At 35.1% G+C, this 18299-nt stretch carries 18 protein-coding genes and 1 other annotated feature; all 18 genes read right to left on the bottom strand.

Features of this window, described 5'->3' with window-relative positions:
- Window positions 1-8: 8 nt before the first annotated feature.
- Window positions 9-551, bottom strand: a complete 543-nt coding sequence (gene pyrR / locus D8M06_RS01015) for a bifunctional pyr operon transcriptional regulator/uracil phosphoribosyltransferase PyrR (protein WP_121202495.1) — start codon at window positions 549-551, stop codon at window positions 9-11.
- Between the two features lie 183 nt (window positions 552-734).
- Entirely contained in the window at window positions 735-1646 is a 912-nt protein-coding gene (locus D8M06_RS01010; protein WP_121202494.1) for an RluA family pseudouridine synthase, read from the bottom strand.
- Window positions 1643-2113, bottom strand: a complete 471-nt coding sequence (lspA, locus tag D8M06_RS01005; protein ID WP_121202493.1) for a signal peptidase II — start codon at window positions 2111-2113, stop codon at window positions 1643-1645. Before lspA ends, D8M06_RS01010 begins: the two co-directional genes overlap by 4 nt.
- A 644-nt stretch (window positions 2114-2757) precedes the next feature.
- Window positions 2758-5508, bottom strand: coding sequence for an isoleucine--tRNA ligase (gene ileS, locus D8M06_RS01000; RefSeq protein WP_121202492.1), 2751 nt, complete (start codon window positions 5506-5508; stop codon window positions 2758-2760).
- Window positions 5509-5563: 55 nt separating this feature from the next.
- Window positions 5564-5789, bottom strand: a binding site (T-box leader).
- Window positions 5790-5846: 57 nt separating this feature from the next.
- Complete coding sequence (locus D8M06_RS00995) at window positions 5847-6350, bottom strand: DivIVA domain-containing protein (protein WP_121202491.1); 504 nt, start codon at window positions 6348-6350, stop codon at window positions 5847-5849.
- A gap of 93 nt (window positions 6351-6443) precedes the next feature.
- Window positions 6444-7220, bottom strand: coding sequence for a YlmH family RNA-binding protein (locus tag D8M06_RS00990; RefSeq protein ID WP_121202490.1), 777 nt, complete (start codon window positions 7218-7220; stop codon window positions 6444-6446).
- A 37-nt stretch (window positions 7221-7257) separates the two neighbouring features.
- Window positions 7258-7524 (bottom strand): YggT family protein, encoded by a 267-nt coding sequence (locus D8M06_RS00985; protein ID WP_121202489.1) that lies wholly within the window; start codon window positions 7522-7524, stop codon window positions 7258-7260.
- 3 nt (window positions 7525-7527) lie between these two features.
- Window positions 7528-7959 (bottom strand): cell division protein SepF, encoded by a 432-nt coding sequence (locus D8M06_RS00980; RefSeq protein WP_121202488.1) that lies wholly within the window; start codon window positions 7957-7959, stop codon window positions 7528-7530.
- A gap of 30 nt (window positions 7960-7989) precedes the next feature.
- Entirely contained in the window at window positions 7990-8661 is a 672-nt protein-coding gene (locus D8M06_RS00975) for a YggS family pyridoxal phosphate-dependent enzyme (RefSeq protein WP_121202487.1), read from the bottom strand.
- A 24-nt stretch (window positions 8662-8685) separates the two neighbouring features.
- On the bottom strand, window positions 8686-9495 hold the full coding sequence (gene pgeF, locus D8M06_RS00970) for a peptidoglycan editing factor PgeF (RefSeq protein WP_121202486.1): 810 nt from the start codon (window positions 9493-9495) through the stop codon (window positions 8686-8688).
- A 63-nt stretch (window positions 9496-9558) separates the two neighbouring features.
- On the bottom strand, window positions 9559-9840 hold the full coding sequence (locus D8M06_RS00965) for a YlmC/YmxH family sporulation protein (protein ID WP_338322938.1): 282 nt from the start codon (window positions 9838-9840) through the stop codon (window positions 9559-9561).
- Window positions 9841-9955: 115 nt separating this feature from the next.
- Window positions 9956-10741: an RNA polymerase sporulation sigma factor SigG gene (sigG, locus tag D8M06_RS00960; RefSeq protein ID WP_121202485.1), complete on the bottom strand. Its 786-nt coding sequence runs from the start codon at window positions 10739-10741 to the stop codon at window positions 9956-9958.
- Between the two features lie 122 nt (window positions 10742-10863).
- Window positions 10864-11589: an RNA polymerase sporulation sigma factor SigE gene (gene sigE, locus D8M06_RS00955; RefSeq protein WP_121202484.1), complete on the bottom strand. Its 726-nt coding sequence runs from the start codon at window positions 11587-11589 to the stop codon at window positions 10864-10866.
- Window positions 11590-11604: 15 nt separating this feature from the next.
- A complete protein-coding gene (gene spoIIGA, locus D8M06_RS00950) occupies window positions 11605-12525 on the bottom strand; it encodes a sigma-E processing peptidase SpoIIGA (RefSeq protein ID WP_121202483.1) in 921 nt (306 codons plus the stop codon).
- A 737-nt stretch (window positions 12526-13262) separates the two neighbouring features.
- The gene (ftsZ, locus tag D8M06_RS00945) at window positions 13263-14408 is read right to left on the bottom strand and encodes a cell division protein FtsZ (RefSeq protein ID WP_121202482.1); all 1146 of its coding nucleotides are present in this window, start codon (window positions 14406-14408) and stop codon (window positions 13263-13265) included.
- A 78-nt stretch (window positions 14409-14486) separates the two neighbouring features.
- On the bottom strand, window positions 14487-15770 hold the full coding sequence (gene ftsA, locus D8M06_RS00940; protein ID WP_121202481.1) for a cell division protein FtsA: 1284 nt from the start codon (window positions 15768-15770) through the stop codon (window positions 14487-14489).
- Between the two features lie 396 nt (window positions 15771-16166).
- A complete protein-coding gene (locus D8M06_RS00935; RefSeq protein WP_121202480.1) occupies window positions 16167-16967 on the bottom strand; it encodes a cell division protein FtsQ/DivIB in 801 nt (266 codons plus the stop codon).
- A gap of 172 nt (window positions 16968-17139) precedes the next feature.
- Entirely contained in the window at window positions 17140-18252 is a 1113-nt protein-coding gene (gene spoVE, locus D8M06_RS00930; protein ID WP_194074604.1) for a stage V sporulation protein E, read from the bottom strand.
- Between the last annotated feature and the right edge of the window lie 47 nt (window positions 18253-18299).

Raw genomic sequence — 18299 nt, 5'->3', positions numbered from 1 at the left:
GTATTATTTTATTTTTCATAAATAGACACCATTTCGGCGTTATCTGTTTCATATAGTTGAACAACAATAATTTCCTTTTCAGAAGTTGGAATATTTTTCCCGACATAATCAGCTCTAATTGGCAATTCACGGTGCCCTCTATCTATTAAAACTCCTAATTGAATCAATGATGGTCTTCCTATATCCATAACAGCATCTAATGCTGCACGTACCGTTCTACCAGTAAAAAGGACATCATCAATTAAAACTACTTTTTTGCCAGTAAGTTCGACAGTAATATTAGTTGATTTTAGTTCTGGGTCTGCACTCTGTGTAGTTTTTTCTAAATCATCCCGATATAATGTAATATCAAGCTCCCCAACTGGAACCTCTATAGATTCAATTTGCATAATTTTTTCTTGGAGACGTTTCGCAAGTGGAACTCCTCTTGTTTTCACGCCTACAAGAACGAGATCTTCTCCACCCTTATTCTTTTCTAATATCTCATGAGCCATTCTTGTGAGGGCACGATTCATTGCAGCAGCATCTAATAATTCGGTCTTCTTCTTCATTTAGCCTGCACTCCCTTACTGCTAAAATTTTTCCATAAAAAATCCCTTCTTCCATGAGAAAAAGGGATTTTGAATATACTTATAGTTAAAGTATTATTCCGTTCCTTTGTTAGCCTCACGGGACTAATGTTTAAAAGGGCATTTATTTAACTGAACCTATTATTTCAAACTCATAACGTGATGTCAATACATTTTTTGAATATAGTTTAGTGTTTCCTTAAAATAGCTCGGTGCTTCCATTTCAAATTCCAACCATTTGTTTGTTCTTGGATGGGTAAAACCTAACACTTTCGCATGTAATGCTTGACCATTTGTATCTAATGTTTTTCTTGGTCCATACTTTGGATCTCCAACAAGTGGATAACCGATATATTTCATATGCACACGTATCTGATGCGTTCTTCCAGTTTGCAGTTGACATTCTATATGGGTATAATCTGGATAACTGTTAAGCACACGGAAATGCGTAACTGCCGGCTTACCTTGATCAACAATCCCCATCTTTTGTCGATCTTTAGGATCTCTTCCTATCGGAGCATCAATTATTCCAGTCTCGTGAGGAATTTCACCATGTACAATTGCTTCATATTTTCGCTTCATATCTTTCGATGATAATTGCTCAGATAAATTAGTATGCGTGTAATCGTTCTTTGCTACAACCAATAATCCACTTGTGTCTTTATCGATACGATGAACAATACCAGGTCTCTCTACTCCATTTATACCTGATAAATCATGGCAGTGATAAAGTAAGGCATTAACTAAAGTACCACTTCCATGCCCTGCAGATGGATGAACAACCATTCCTTTAGGTTTATTAACCACTAACAGATCACTATCTTCATAAACAATATCCAATGGAATATTCTCTGGGGTTAGTTCCAGTGGTTCTGTTTCTGGGATAGTCCATTCGATTTTATCACCCATAAGACATTTATAATTCGCTTTAACTTTCTCGTTATTTACAGTCACATGCCCCTTTGTTATCCAAGTTTGGATTTGTGAACGAGAATTTTCCGGATTTATTTCTGATAAGATTTTATCAATTCGATTTTTAGCCTGGTCATCTGTAACAACATGTTGATGAGAACTCATGATTTGGATTTTCCTTTCTTTAATTCATCAAGAATGGTAGCAATAATAAAGAGAATAACTCCAATTGTTAATGCAGAATCCGCCACATTGAAGATTGGGAAATTATAATTCAATATGTAGAAATCAAAAAAGTCAACTACTTCTTGTCTAAATAAACGATCAATGAAGTTACCAATTGCTCCTCCTAATATAAAGCTTAACCCTAAAGCTAACCATTTATCATTTCGTGCATACTTTTGCATGTAATAAATAACACCTATTACGACAATCACTGTTACAACATAGAAAAAGCCCATCTTTCCTTGCAAGATTCCCCATGCTGCTCCTTGATTGCGATGTGAGGTCAAATAAAAAAAGCCTTCCACCATACTAATACGTTCACCTAACTCCATGGAAGTTATAACTATCCATTTTGTTATTTGGTCAATTCCAATAATAATGAGTGCAATGATGTAATACCAAAACATCAGATATCCCCCGATTCTTCTTTCTAAGGTCTTATTTATCTTATATGTTATGCTACAATTTTTCAAGAATAAGCGTTAACTGCAGAAACTTGCTTCTTGGTATTTGGCCTATTCATAGTTTAGATTAACTTTAATGCATAGTTGATATAAAGTGCTGATTTATTTAATTAAGAATAAATACCTAATGGAGTGCGTTGTTGATTTCCGCTCCGGGCAGTCGCTTTCCGCGGGCGGCTGATGAGCCTCCTCGTGCTATCGCACTGCGGGGTCTCATCTAGGCCTATCTTCCCGCAGGAGTCGACTGCCCTCCGCTCCAATCAACCTGCTTAATAGTAGTGGCTATATCTATAGAGCCTTTATAACACGCTTGGAAGTTAAAAAGCACTAAATTAGCGAAGGAAATACACGGAGACTCCTGTGGGATGAAAAGCCTAGGTGAGACTACGTAGAGCGATAGCTCGGAGTAGGCTCAGCAGCGCCCGCGGAAAGCGGAGTGTATTTCCGTAGCGGGTATATAGCAGTATTCTTAATTAAAGTAATCCACAGTCTATACAAATTCTGTATTAACAACAAGTTTTTAGAACTTATAAAGTCAAAAAAAATGCTCCCCAAAACTCTGGGGAGCTTTTTATTATATGTCTAATCTAAGCAGTATAGTTTTCTTTAACAATACCAGCACAGCGAGTACATAATTCTGGATGATCATGATCTTCGCCTACTGTATCAGATGATACCCAGCAACGTTCACATTTTTCACCGGGATGGTTTTCAACGGTAACATCAACATAACGGTATTCTTTTGCACCTTCTGTAGTATCAGCAACAACCGCTTCAGATACAATCAATAATTGGTGTAAGTATTCCATCGACTCTAATACTTTCTTTGTATCTTCATCTTTAGGCACAATAGTTACTCTTGCTTCTAATGATTTACCAATTACTTTTTCATTACGAGCTTCTTCTAACGCTTTAAGAACATCGTCACGAACTTTCATAAAGTGAGTCCATTTTTCTTCATCAAAGTCAGCTAGTTTTCTAGGCTCTGGCATATCCGTTAATTGTACACTTTCTGCTTCTACTCCTGGAATGAACTCCCATACCTCATCTGCAGTATGAGGTATAATTGGAGACAATAACTGTACAAGGGTTTTAAGGATTTCATAGTAACCAGTTTGCAAACTACGGCGACGTTTATTATCTGCTGCTTCGATATATAGGATATCCTTTGCAAAATCTAAATAGAATGAGCTTAAATCTACTGCACAGAAGTTATGAATACTGTGGTAAATAGGAGAGTACTCAAATCTATCATAACTTTCTCTAACACTTGCAACCAATTGCTGTAGACGATTTAACATGTAACGATCTACTTCTTCTAGATCTGCATCTTCCACACGGTCCGTTTTTGGATCAAAGTCAGCCAAGTTTCCAAGCATAAACCGGAACGTATTACGGATTTTTCGATAACTTTCTGAGATTTGTCTTAGAATATCATCGGAAATACGAACATCTGCTTGATAATCAACAGAGGCAACCCACAAACGTAAGATATCCGCTCCATACTGTTTCAATACTTTTGACGGAAAAATAACATTTCCTAATGATTTACTCATTTTACGACCGTTACCATCCAAAACAAACCCATGGCTTACAATATTCTTGTAAGGTGCTTTACCTGTTACAGCAACGGATGTTGAGATAGAAGAGTTAAACCATCCTCGGTACTGGTCACTTCCTTCTAAATATAAATCTGCTGGTCGCTTATGCCCTTCCCTAGTTAATAATACAGCTTGGTGAGAAGAACCGGAATCAAACCAAACATCCATGATATCTGTTTCTTTCGTGAATTTACCATTCGGACTATGCTCAGAGGTGAATCCTTCAGGTAGCAAATCTTTCGCTTCTCTTTCAAACCATACATTAGAACCATATTCAGCAAACAAGTTTGAAACGTGATTAATCGTTTCATCGGTAATTATTGGTGTTCCATCTTCTCCATAGAATACAGGAATAGGTACACCCCATGTACGTTGACGAGATATACACCAATCTTCACGGTCACGAACCATGTTATATAACCTAGTTTCTCCCCAGCTTGGGTACCAGTTAATCTCCTTAATTTCGTCTAAGATATCTTGACGGAAATCTTTAATCGATGCGAACCACTGTGAAGTTGCACGGAAAATAGTTGGCTTTTTCGTACGCCAATCATGTGGGTATGAGTGTGTAATGAATGACATTTTTAATAATGCATTATTCTGCTCTAACTTTTCAGTTACAACTTTATTGGCATCGTCATAGAACATTCCCTCAAAACCTGGCGCCTGTTCAGTAAATACACCCTTATCATCTAATGGTGATAAAGCTTCCAGACCATACGTTTTTCCAACAAAGAAGTCATCTTCCCCATGTCCAGGTGCAGTATGAACGCAACCAGTACCAGCATCAGTGGTAACATGCTTACCTAGCATTACAATTGAATCACGATCATAGAATGGATGTTTAGCAACAGCTTTATCTACTTCTTTACCTTTAAACGTTTTTATTACTTCTGGGTTTTCCCAACTTAACTCATCTGCTACTGTTTCAAACAATTCATGAGCAACTACAAAATTGTCTCCTCCAACTTTTGCTACTACATAGTCTAAGTCAGGATGTAAACTAATTCCTAAGTTTGCAGGAATGGTCCAAGGTGTTGTTGTCCAGATAATAATTTTATCCCCTTCATCTAATACACCTTTTCCGTCTGTTACATTAAATGAAACATAAATAGATGGAGAACGTTTATCATGGTACTCAATTTCTGCTTCCGCTAGAGCAGACTCTGATGATGGAGACCAATAAACTGGTTTTAACCCTTTGTAGATATACCCCTTCTTAGCCATTTCACCAAATACTTGAATTTGTGCTGCTTCAAAGTCTTTAGTTAAAGTGAGATAAGGATTATCCCAGTCCCCTCTTACACCCAATTGTTTAAATTGAGACCGTTGACCATCAACTTGACCTAATGCATACTCCGCACATTTTTGTCTAAATTCTGAAATGCTCATTTTTTTACGATCTACTTTTTTATTTTTTCCTAAAGCTGTTTCGATAGGTAAACCATGCGTATCCCATCCTGGAACATATGGAGCATGATACCCACTCATCGATTTTTGTCTGACAATAATATCCTTCAAAATTTTATTTAACGCATGACCAATATGCAAATCACCATTCGCATATGGAGGTCCATCATGTAATACAAAAGAAGGTCTTCCTTTCGTTCTTTCTTGAACCTTCTCGTAAATTTCATTTTCTTCCCAAAGTTCTTGTCTCTTTGGTTCTTTATTTGGTAAGTTACCACGCATTTTAAATTTTGTCTTAGGCATTAGTAACGTGTCCTTATAATCCATCTTGCTTCCTCCTTATGTTCAATCATATACTAAAAAAGCCTTCTCAAATCCCCCTAAAAGGGACGAGAAGACTCGCGGTACCACCCTTATAAATTTAAAATAAGATTATTTTAAATTCACTCGAAATCCTTAACGGGGATGAACCGTCCAATACTACTTATTTTTCATAATGGATACTTTGGAGTGATATTCTAAAAGCATTACTGTATCAGGCTTTCACCATACCCTGATTCGCTTAAACAGTAAACTCGCTTCTATACTGTCTCCATCAACGTATTTTAAATTATTTTATTACCTTGTTTAAGAATTATATGTAAAATTCCAGATTTCGTCAAGATTTACGATTCATTTTCAATTAATTCAAGTTCTTCCGCCATTTCTGTATCAAATAAATCATCCCAATCATTTGTTTCAATCATTTCCAGTTGGGCTTCAACTAACATCTTTAATCGTGTACGGAATACTTTTGCCTGCTTTTTTAACTCTTCGACTTCTATGGAAATCCGTCGTGATTTACTTAAAGCCTCATTAATAATACGATCTGCATTTTTCTCTGCTTCTTTAATTATTAATTTAGATTCCTTCGTAGCACTATTCTTCACATCTTCAGCTGTTTCTTGAGCTACTAAAATAGATTTATTTAACGTTTCTTCAATATTTGTAAAATGTCCTAATTTCTCATTAAGCTGGGTCATTTTTTCCTGTAAGTCTTTCTTCTCTCTAATTACTAATTCATAATCTTTGATTACCTGATCTAAAAATTCGTTCACTTCATCTTCATCATATCCACGAAAACTTTTTGTAAACTCCTTATTGTGAATATCTAGCGGTGTTAATGGCACATTGGCCACCTCCTTAGGAAATTATAATCACATTATTTGCTATTAATACCTATTATTCGACAAAAATAAATTATTTCCTGCAAAAAAAACGAATTAATTTAGTATTGCTACAGTTAGCTTCCACTTTTCTTTTTTTGTTTGACCATTAATTTTAACTAATTTACTGCGTCCTTTTCCTCGGAGTGAGAGCAAGTCACCCTCTTGTAGAGGAAATTTAGCTTCCTCAACAACTTTAAAGTTCACCTTAACATATTGCCTTTTTATATATTCTGCTGCATCTTTTCGAGAAATATGATAGATTTCTTTTAATACAGCATCTAATCTTAATGAAGAAACAGTCTTATCCATCTCTATCCAGTTTTTTTCCACCTCAATAAGCGAGGTAAAAGGTTTTTCCCCAAATTCAATATTAGCTTTCTTAATTGAATTTAGATTGGTGAGTACATAAAAAGCTATTTCTTGAGCTGTAACTATTTGAATGACGCCATCTTTGACTAAAATATCTCCCAGTTTTTTTCTTTTTACTCCTAAGGACAAAAATGCCCCCATCACATCTCGATGTTCAAGGGTTACAAATTTGTCCTGGTACTTCGCCTGGAGTAAACTTAATTGATATGTATCTTGCTCAATCTCCTCATAAAGAGGTGCAATAACGGCACGTTTCCTTTCACTATGGACTCCGCCACCGTTGAAATAAAGCTTTAATTCATCATGGTTCGTACCAATTAACATTTCTATAATTTGTTGTTCCCTCGGATCTAGAAAATCTGTTAGTTTTGGTATAAATGTCCTTTCAACCTGTTCTTTCCATGATAAAACCTGATCAATAAAGCTATGTTCATCTTTTCGAAAATGCTGATAAATATCCATTTCAGACTCCTATTTTTGTTTGTTATTTATCATTCCATTAGAATAGGAACATTCTAAAAAACTCATATAACCCCATTCTAGCTAAATGCAGAACAAAAATTGCTATAATAGGAGATAAATCAATCATTCCAAGAGGTGGAATAAATTTACGAAATACTTCTAAGTAGGGTTCACAAATTCTCCCTAACATTTCACCAAATGAAGATTCTCGTGCTCCTGGAAACCATGACATGAATATATAAATAATGATTCCCCAACTGTATATGTTAAGTGCTAAATCTAAGATTTGAAAAATTTGAACCATCTATTACCATCCTTTATCATAATCATCTTCACTAAATAAACTATCTGTTATGGATCCAGAAACATCAATATTCTCAGGTGTGCATAAAAATGTTTCAGCACCGAGTTTCTGAATATCACCGTTAACCGCATATACTGTCCCACTTAAAAAATCAACAATTCGTTTTGCCTGATTGCGGTCAACGCGTTGTAGATTAATTACAACTGCACGTTTATTAACAATATTATCAGCTATCTCCTGTGCCTCATTATACGTTCTTGGCTCGCATAGCACAACTTTGGAATTCGGTTGCTGAACACTTGTCAAACTAACAACATTTTGATTCTTTTGTTTCGAATGTATTGGATTTGTTTCAGGTATTTGTTCTTCCTCAACATATTCGTACTCATAATCCTCTTCAACAAAAAAATTCTTTATTTTATTTTTAATACTCATTTCATTCACCTCACAATAAATATACAGATATTACTTACCTACTAACTTGGAACCTATACGTATATGTGTTGCACCTTCTTCGATGGCAATGGAATAATCATTACTCATCCCCATAGATAAATACTCACAAGGTGCATGGGAATAGTTTTTTGTTCTCACTTCATCTCTCAGTTCGGCTAGCTGTCTAAAAACTTTTCTTATTTCATGTTTATCATCGATGTGAGGTGCCATAGTCATTAAGCCAACGACCTGAATATTTGGAAACTTTTTAATCTCTTCAACAAATGAAATAACTGCTTCTTTAGCTAGTCCATGTTTAGACTCTTCTCCACTTACATTAACTTGAACAAAACATTTAACAGGCTTCTCCGCACGTTTGTTAATCTCTTTTGCTAATGACACTCTATCCAGGGAATGCAAATAATCTACCTTGTTAATAATATCTTTTACTTTTCGTGATTGAAGGGTCCCTATAAAGTGCCAGTTTGCTCTATTCCCTATTTTCTCGTATTTTTCGAGAAATCCTTCATTACGATTTTCTCCAAGATTTTCAATTCCTGCGTCAATAGTCTCTTCTGCTCGTTCTATTGTAACATATTTCGTGACTCCTATTATCATTATTTCCTCAAAACTACGATTACTTTTCTCACAAGCTCTTTTTATATTGGCTTCTATTTCTGTTAAATTCTTAGCTACATCCATTTAAAATCTCCTCCCTAGACAAGTTCAAGCTAAATATCCTAGGAAACCAAGCATTCTTCCTGTTTTTCCATTGTCTCTTCTGTGTGAAAAAAACAACGCATTATCTTTATATGTGCAATAATTTGTCACTTCTATATTATGACGTAATATACCATTTTGTAAAAGGATTTCTACATTTAACTGTTTTAAATCTAATAAAAAGTGATTATTTTCTTTGGGAACTACTGTTTTTTCTAGATATTTGCTATCAATATTCATTATTACATTCTCGTCTACCTCATACATTTCTCTTGAAATACAGGGACCGATAGTTACTAAAAGATCTTTTTTGTTGACACCTTTCTCAGTCAAAGCATGAACCATTTTTTCTGCCATATAATTAACCGTACCCTTCCAGCCGGCATGAGCAATTCCAATATATTCTGTGACCGGATCAAAAAAGTATAATGGGACACAGTCAGCAAAAAATGCCGTACATAACACTCCCTTTTCGTTCGTGATTAAACCATCTATTCCTTTAAGAGAGCTATCATAAGATAACGATCCTTTTCCTATATCATTATGATCAATCAATTTAATATTTGTTTGATGTACTTGTTCACCAGAAACCCATTGTTTAAGGGGCAGTTGTATTTTTCCTGCTAGTGTGTGCCGATTTTGTATCACATGTCTTTGATTGTCCCTCACATGAAAACCAAAATTATAAGAATGAAATGGAGGATTACTAATTCCTCCATTTCTAGTTGTAAATCCTGCTATTAATTTCGCGTTTAATTGTTGCCATTTTTCTATATGTAAGTAAGAAATATCACTTTGTCGAAAGGGTTCATTCATTTTTATCCTTATCCTCCTACATATGCTTTTGATATATTTTATCACATTTTGTAGTGTTTAGTTCTATTTATGCGTATTGGATTGCGCTAACAGCAGTGGTCCTTTAGCTTCTCTTACCAAAATAACATCAGACCCAATGCGTACAATCTGATCCCAAGGAATGATAATTTCGTCGGATTTACTAAAGAAGTTACCTTTTTTATCCCGTACTAACAATATAAATGCTTCAATCCTCCCGGTACTTGGATTAATTTCAAGGTCATAAATATTTCCAAGTCTTCTTCCGTCCTCAATCAAAATGACCTCTTTTAGTTGTAATTCTGATAACGTAACTATAATAATCACCACCTTAATATGAATATATGCATGACTAGTACAATATTTTCGTAGAGAATTAAAAAAGGAAGAGGTTTTCGTAAACCTCTTCCTAGCTATAGTTAAAACACTATCATTGCAAATATTAACCTTCAAACATCTGCTTATTCATTTGGCTAATAGCCGCTTTTTCCAATCTCGAGACTTGTGCTTGTGATATCCCGATTTCATCTGCAACTTCCATTTGCGTTTTCCCTTGAAAAAAACGTTTATTTAAGATCATTTTTTCCCTTTCATTAAGCTTGTACATTCCTTCTTTTAGAGAAAGTTTATCAACCCATGATGAATCTTTATCTTTATCATCACTAATTTGGTCCATTACAAAGATTGGATCTCCACCATCATTATAAATTGGTTCAAATAATGATACTGGATCTTGTATCGCATCCATTGCAAATACAATATCCTGGTGAGGAATTCCCATTTCCTCTGCTATTTCCGCTGGTGTTGGTTCTTTTGAAGACTTATTAATCAACTTTTCTCGCACTTGTAATGCTTTATAAGCGATATCTCTAAGTGATCGTGAAACTCTTATAGGGTTATTATCTCGGAGATACCTTCTAATTTCTCCGATAATCATAGGAACAGCATACGTGGAAAATCTTACATTATGTCCTAAATCAAAATTATCAATTGACTTCATTAATCCAATACAACCAACTTGGAACAAATCATCTACGTATTCTCCGCGATTATTAAATCTTTGTATCACGCTTAGTACTAGTCTTAAATTACCGTTTACTAGTTCTTCTCGTGCAGAAATGTCCCCTTCTTGTTGCATTCTGACAAATAATTCTCTCATTTCTTCGTTGCTGAGTACTGGTAACTTTGATGTATCAACACCACATATCTCAACTTTATGTCTAGTCATATGTTTACCCTCCCAGATGGTGATGCTGTTCATGGACAGTATCTCCCCCCAGGAGGGTTTTTATGCAATGTCAGGAACTTGAAAAAAATACCATTCGCAGTCTAAGCCTATGATATATAAGGCTAAACCATTTTATTAAATTCTTTTTTCAAACGCCTAATAATTTTCTTTTCTAAACGAGAAATATAGGATTGAGAAATCCCTAACATATCTGCTACATCCTTTTGTGTTTTTTCTTCTTCCCCTATTAATCCGAAACGTAACTCCATTATTTGCTTTTCTCGATCATTTAACTTAGATAGCGCAGCTTTTAATAGACTTTTATCAACATCCGATTCAAGGCCCTTTGTAATAATGTCTTCATCTGTCCCTAGTACATCAGATAATAGTAATTCATTACCGTCCCAATCAATGTTAAGTGGTTCATCGAATGAAACTTCAGATTTTAATTTATTATTTCTGCGTAAGTACATTAATATTTCATTTTCTATACATCTGGATGCATAGGTTGCTAATTTTATCTTTTTTTCTGGATTAAATGTATTAACTGCCTTTATGAGTCCAATAGTACCTATACTAATTAAATCCTCTATATTTATACCTGTATTCTCGAATTTACGAGCAATGTATACTACTAAACGAAGATTTCTTTCGATTAAAATTGATCTCGCAGTCTTATCCCCTTTTGGAAGCAATACTAACAACTCCTGCTCTTCTTGCTTTGAAAGTGGGGGAGGTAGTGCTTCACTCCCGCCTATATAGTAAATTTCATCAGATTTCACACCTAATTTAACAAGTAGTTTATACCACTTTAATCGTAACTGCAGACGTAGTTTCCATAATTTCACATTCCATCTCCCTTTCTATGCTGAATGGATTGTTGTTAATTGAATAATTTGTGGATGAAGTAAGCAATGGTAGCTTTCATCCTTGGTCAACCCAGCAAACTGAATGCCTATTAATAGCTTACTTGTTTTGATTTTTTGTTCGCCATAATCAACCATTAAAAAGTCTGGTCGAATAGCAAACATATACATATGGCTCCCCTGTACTCCTTTATAGGGTACAATTTGAATACTATTTTCCCAACCTTTAGGAAGCTGGTCTAAGTCAAACTCATCATTTGCCTTTTTTAAACATTGCCATTCGTCCTCTGTAAACCATTGTTTAAGAAATGTTTGATCACAAATAATAACTGGCTTTTTAGTTAATGGATCCACCAATTGATTACCACTATCTATGTAACCCGTTGTAGAAAAACTCTTATCCTTAATTTGGATGGTTACAGAATATAGTTGGTCATACCGAATTTTTTCAGTCACGTGCTTGTCCATACGGGATTTTGTAAAATACCACACAATAGGAAAGCAGATAATAATAAATAACCAGCTAACCGGATCTCCATAACCTTTATTAAACGTAACCATACCACCAGATGATACCGCAATTGGACTATTTATGAGAAAATGTAACGCTAGTAGTCCACCTCCTATGGCAAAAGTCGTAAAATAAAATAATAAAAGTAATTTCAAATATCGATAAACCGTTATAAAACCAAAGGAACATAATATAATAAAAAGAGAATATATTAATTTGCCAAAAACACCTGTCAAAAATGACTCAGGGTAAAAAAGTGTAATTGGTACAATCAATGATGCAATGAATGCTCCAAAGGTTACTCTAACAATCTTAGTATTATCTCTTGCTAATGCCTTAGTGAGTAATAAAAGCATAAAATCTAAGGAAAAATTTAGTGCCCAAACTGCATCTAGATAGATTGTCAATTATCTCTTCCTCTCTTAAAAGAGGACGGTACTCTTTTATTTAATAAATTATGTTGTGTTGGTTAGGATTTAATTTGAAGTATATCCAATATTGGAAGCAAAGTCTGTCATTTCTTGTATGCAGAAATAGGCTTATTTTAACTAGTTATTGAAAAGTTTGTCGTGCTCATATATAGAATGTGGCTAATAGGCTTGGGTACAAGGTTTATTATTGTCGAAGGATGGTTATAAAAAGATTTATTTAGTTATGTAGAATTACAAAGTTACATTTTATATAGACTATTGATTACTTTAATTAAGAATATTGCTATATGTCCGCTACGGAAATACACTACGCTTTCCGCGGGCGCTGCTGAGCCTACTCCGAGCTATCGCTCTCCGTAGTCTCACCTAGGCTTTTCTTCCCGCAGGACAAGGAAAGCTTCGTCAGCGAAACATCGCACGCAGAAAATGTGCTCTTCTTTTTCAAGGAAGTGGGTTTCTTCCGAGGAGGCTGAGGCCGTGCCCGCGGAAAGCGAAGTATTCTGCCGGAGCGAATCCCAGAACAAAACATTCATTAGTGTAAGCGAGAGCTAACTATTCTTAATTAAATATATCAGGAGTTCCTATCAACTACTTACTAAAATTCTCTTAATCAACAAATAGCTTTTGTTATGATCAAAATAAAAGATATCTAAAAAATACTATTAAAAAAGCAAACGAGCGATTGTATCACTCGTTTGCTTTTAGTATAAAGATTATCTTCTATTTCGATTACGATTTCTTAAGAAGGTAGGAATATCTAACTCGTCCTCTTCTTGTCTTGGTCTTTGTACCTGTTCACGTTCTCGTTCGCGCTCACGCTGTACAGGTTCTTCTTTAGTTGCTGCATGTTGGTTGTGGCTAATAACAGGACGTTGTTGTCTTGGTTTCATTTCCTGTTTTTTGTTTAATTCATCAAAGCCTGTTGCAATAACGGTAACGACTATTTCATCGTTCAGATTTTCATTAATGACAGATCCAAAGATAACATTAACTTCTTTGTCTGCTGCAGATGTAACTAAATCAGCCGCTTCTTGAACTTCATAAAGGCTTAAGTTGGTACCACCAGTAATATTCATTAAAATACCGTGAGCCCCATCGATAGAAGTTTCAAGCAATGGAGAAGAAATTGCTTTTTTCGCTGCTTCCGTTGCCCTTGTCTCACCGGTTGCAATACCTATTCCCATTAATGCAGAACCTTTATCAATCATAATCGTTTTCACATCAGCAAAGTCCACGTTAATTAAACCAGGTTTTGCGATTAAATCAGAAATACCCTGTACACCTTGGCGCAGAACATTATCTGCTTCACGAAATGCCTCTAACATTGGTGTGTTTTTGTCAACTATTTCCAACAAGCGGTCATTTGGTATAACAATTAAAGTATCAACCGCTTCCTTCAAAGCATCAATACCTGAAACCGCCTGAGTAGAACGTCTTCTTCCTTCAAATGAGAAAGGTCGAGTTACTACTCCTACAGTTAAAGCACCCAAATCCTTTGCAACTTGAGCAATTACAGGTGCAGCTCCAGTACCAGTTCCTCCGCCCATTCCAGCAGTGACGAATACCATATCTGCTCCTTGAAGTACTTCTTCAATTTGTTCTTTACTTTCCTCGGCAGCTTTTTTTCCTACTTCAGGGTTAGCACCTGCCCCTAAACCTCTAGTTAATTTTCCGCCAATTTGTATTTTAAGCTCTGCTTTTGAGAGATTTAATGCTTGAGCATCCGTATTAACAGCAATAAACTCAACACCTTCAACACCATGATCAATCATTCTGTTGACAGCATTATTTCCGCCACCGCCAACACCAATAACTTTTATCGTTGCCAGTTCATCCATATTGGTATCAAACTCTAACATATTTAGTTCCTCCTAATTTCTATGTAAAATCCCAAGAGTTTTATAGAATATTTAACTATTAAATTATTCTATGGTCTTTTAATCAAAGAACCATTTAAATAGATTCCCAACTTTTCCAGGTTCTTTCTTCTTTTTCTCTTTTGGTTCTTCTGAATTTATTTGTTTTGGATTACGCTTTGGTTTAGGCTCATTAGTTTCTGCTCTTACTGCAGGATATAATTCTTTACCTTGAATCCTTGCATTTCGATGCGCAAATTGCAGAATTCCTACACCAGCAGTAAACTGAGGTTCTCTTACACCTATGTAATCTGGAATTGCAATACGGACATTAGAACGGAATAAATCCTGAGCAAGTTCTAAAACTCCTGGCATTGCCATAGTCCCGCCTGTTAGCACGTATCCGCCAGGTAATTCCTGATAACCCATTTTACGAATTTCTCTTTCTGCAAATGCATATATTTCTTCAAGTCTCGCTTCTATCATATCAGAAATATCTAGCTGGTTGAATGTTTCTCTATTATTGCTTCCAATGATAGAAACTTCAAACGTTTCTTCTTCTTGAGCATCATCATAAAATGCATGTCCATAATTTAATTTCACATCTTCTGCTTCTTCTGTAGACGTGCGCAAACCAATGGATAAGTCCTTGGTGATATTATTTCCACCTAAGTTGACAACACTAGTTCCCTGCAAATGATCATTTTCAAATACAGATATTGTCGAACATCCGCCACCAACTTCTATTAATGCCACACCCATGTTTTTCTCATCAGGAGATAATGCTATCGTACCAGTAGCTAGTGGTTGCAGGCAAATATCTGCTATTTCTAAATTCGCCCGTTCCACACATTTTAGAATATTATGGAGAACAGTTTTAGAACAAGTAATAATTGTTCCTTCCATTTCTAACCGGACACCTATCATTCCTCGTGGATCTGAGATTTCATCCAACCCATCAACAATAAATTGCTTAGGGATGACATCAATTATTTCACGTTCCGGTGGAATAGAAACTACTTGTGCACCATCAATCACTCTTCTAATATCTTCATCACTAATTTCCCGATTTTCGCTTTGAACAGCTACTACACCATGACAAGGTTGCAGTTCGATATGACTACCATTAATTCCTACGACAACTCTCTCGATATGCATGCCTACCATTCGTTCTGCTTGCTCTACTGCATTTCTAATGGATTGTACTGTTTGATCAATGTCGACAATTGCACCTTTTTTCATTCCATTGGATTTTGCAGTACCTACTCCAATAATGTTTAATGAATCGTTTAATACTTCTCCTATTATTACTTTAATTTTTGATGTTCCTATATCAAGACTTACTAATATTTCACTGTTATTCAAAGAAAGGCACCTCCAAATTCAAAACGTACACACATTCATGGATTTTAACAAAAACTAATTACTCGTTACATGGCATGGCGGAGTAACTAAGATGATTACTCCCTTACACTGTTATGTTCTCCCACAGAAATACTAATTAAAGGAATTATCTTAACGCGACGAGTAGGTTTTTATTTATCCATGTTTAATTACAAGTATGGTATTTCATACATTCCAATTAATTCATTTTTTCAGGTTAATAGATTAAGAGAAAAAAAGTAAATATATATAGGTATTTCCACAAAAAAAAGCGTATTCCTTTAATTTTTTTGAAAAATCTTTTCTCTTTTCTAATCTTTATACCTTTGATTATATAGATTCGTTAAAATTTCAGTTTTTAATGGGTTTGATAAACCATTACTCAAGTGATTCTTCTGGAATTTCTTCCAGATCATTTTCATCAGAAGCGTTTGGTTCAAATGATTCAAAGTAAACTCCTACACCAATATGTATAATCCCTTCTGCATCAGGTTCCAATTGCGAAACAATCGATGGATAGACTTTCATTCTTTCTGAAAAATTACGAATTGTCCCATCCACCATATAACCATCATTCATATATATAAAGATGTTATTTTCGTTATCTTCTGTTGGTTTCCAATGAATTTCAGAGATGAGATTAGCAATACTTCCGGGTAATTCATTTAATTCTTTCGCCATTCGGGTTATAACTTCATCATTTGAAAAGTCAACAAGCATCGGTGAATTTCCATTGTAGGTAGCTTGTCCCATATCATTCAATACAACTCCAGTGGCAAGAATTGGAAAATAATTATTTTCGTCCTTTAAATATCCGATAACATTATGTTCGGTTATCTCGATATTTACAGTCCATGGTAAGTTCCTGCTTACTTCAACATCATCTACAATAGGATTATTTTTGATTGCCGTTTTTATGGAACCAAAATCAATCATCCAAATATTTGTATCAGATGATAGTTGACTTAGATGAATGATTTCACTTTCATTCATGTGTACATTCCCTTGTACATTTATCGTCTTAACATGACTCAAAGGCGATTGTACATAGACGATTACCGATATTAAGAAGAAAAAGATTGATAGATAAAAAATTAAACGTTGATTTGCTTTTTTTTTGCGTGCTTGTTTTAATTTTGGAATGCGATCCTCAATTGAAACAATATTTTTTTTACTCATCTCCATTTCTTCCTTTTTAGAAAATTAAAAGAATAAACGGCATTTAATATGCCGTTTTATTCAGTTACATGAATTATATCATAAAATACAGGTAAACATACAGTGCACATTCATGAGTTTATCAAGTTTTTTACTAAAATCGCCTGCCAAATTTTTCCGTAAGTAATCAATACTATATCTTAGAGTAAATACTGATATTTAATAATATTCCTACAGAGCAGAGTGTTAATGTTAGAGACGATCCTCCATAACTTAAAAATGGTAACGTAATTCCCGTTACAGGAATTAATCCGATTACTACACTAATATTAATCATAGCTTGAACTGCTAACATGGAAACTATTCCAAGAGCAAGTAGACGGCCAAACAAATCTGGAGCTTCCAGCGAAACTTTTATTCCTCTCCATAATAATAAACCAAAAAGCAGGATGACTATAGTTCCACCGATAAAACCTAATTCTTCACCTATAATAGCAAATATAAAATCATTTTGTGGTTCTGGCAAATAGAAATACTTTTGTAAACTATTCCCTAATCCAAGCCCCATTAAACCACCTGGTCCAATCGCATATAAAGACTGTATAATCTGAAATCCATCCCCAAGCGGATCTTCCCAAGGATTGAGAAAAGCTGTAATTCTATCCATACGATATGGAGCAGAAGCTATTAAACCTACTAAACCAAAAACGCCCAATGCAGCTAGTCCAAAAAAGTGCGATAGCCTTGCACCTGCAACAAAAATCATTACCATACAAGTGAGAACCAGAACCATACCTGTTCCCAAATCCGGCTGCAACATAATTAAGCCAAATGCAGTAAAAACCAATAAGAGGCATGGCAAGAATCCCTTTTTAAAAGAGGTGATGTATTTTTGTCCAGTGGCAAGTAAATTTGCTAAGAAGATAATTAATCCAAGTTTCATAAACTCTGAGGGCTGAATACTAAATGAACCAACACCTATCCAGCTTTGTGCTCCTCCGCGCACTAAACCTATTCCTGGTATTAGCACAAGTATTAGTAATATAAAACATATCAGCAGTATCATTTTTGAATACTTTTTCCAGGTACTATAAGGAATGAACATGAAAAAGAACATTGCAATGACACCCGCACCTGCAAATAGCAATTGCCTTTTCAGATAAAAAAATTGATCATCAAACTTATACTCTGACCAGACATAAGATGAACTGTAAACCATTACCACTCCTACCAATAGTAAGCCAATAATAACCGATAATAAAAAATAATCGGGTTTACTCTGATCATCCAGACGTTTTTTAACCAAAAAAACACCCCTTTACCTAGAATGGATAGATAGGGGCATTCTTCTAT

It is taken from the genome of Oceanobacillus halophilus (assembly GCF_003628505.1).
GTDB classification, from domain to species: domain Bacteria; phylum Bacillota; class Bacilli; order Bacillales; family Amphibacillaceae; genus Oceanobacillus; species Oceanobacillus halophilus.
This window is presented reverse-complemented; position numbering and strand designations above follow the sequence as displayed.